Here is a 352-nt window from a genome sequence, read left to right as displayed (position 1 = left end):
TGGCGCGTCATGATTGACCATCGTTTCCAAGGAAAAGGATTGGGGAGTCAAGCGATTAACTTCAGTAAGAAATACGCTTCCATTACCGGTTTAAAAGGCGTCTCCCTGACCACGATGGATAAAGAAAAAGGCAATGCGCTCTCTATTTATCAAAAGCTTGGTTTTATACCAACGGGCAGAAGACTTGATGATGAAATTGAATTAATTTTTGGCTTAAAGGAATGAGTGGATAAACAAGTCAGATGGTGTGTCTGGGGCGGCTATTTGGCCGCCTCATTTTATACTTCAACTGTAAAGGTATTGAAGAGTTCATTCAAAAACGCTGACCCCTCGTGCACTCTCACCTCCCCCC

1 protein-coding gene is annotated in these 352 nt (G+C 43.5%); it reads left to right on the top strand.

Features of this window, described 5'->3' with window-relative positions:
- Positions 1-225 (top strand): GNAT family N-acetyltransferase (locus A6D97_RS00500; protein ID WP_017066527.1); only part of this gene is annotated, 225 nt, incomplete at its 5' end.
- Positions 226-352: the final 127 nt, after the last annotated feature.

Source organism: Vibrio sp. ZF57, assembly GCF_001691235.1.
Classification (GTDB): domain Bacteria; phylum Pseudomonadota; class Gammaproteobacteria; order Enterobacterales; family Vibrionaceae; genus Vibrio; species Vibrio crassostreae_C.
This window is presented reverse-complemented; position numbering and strand designations above follow the sequence as displayed.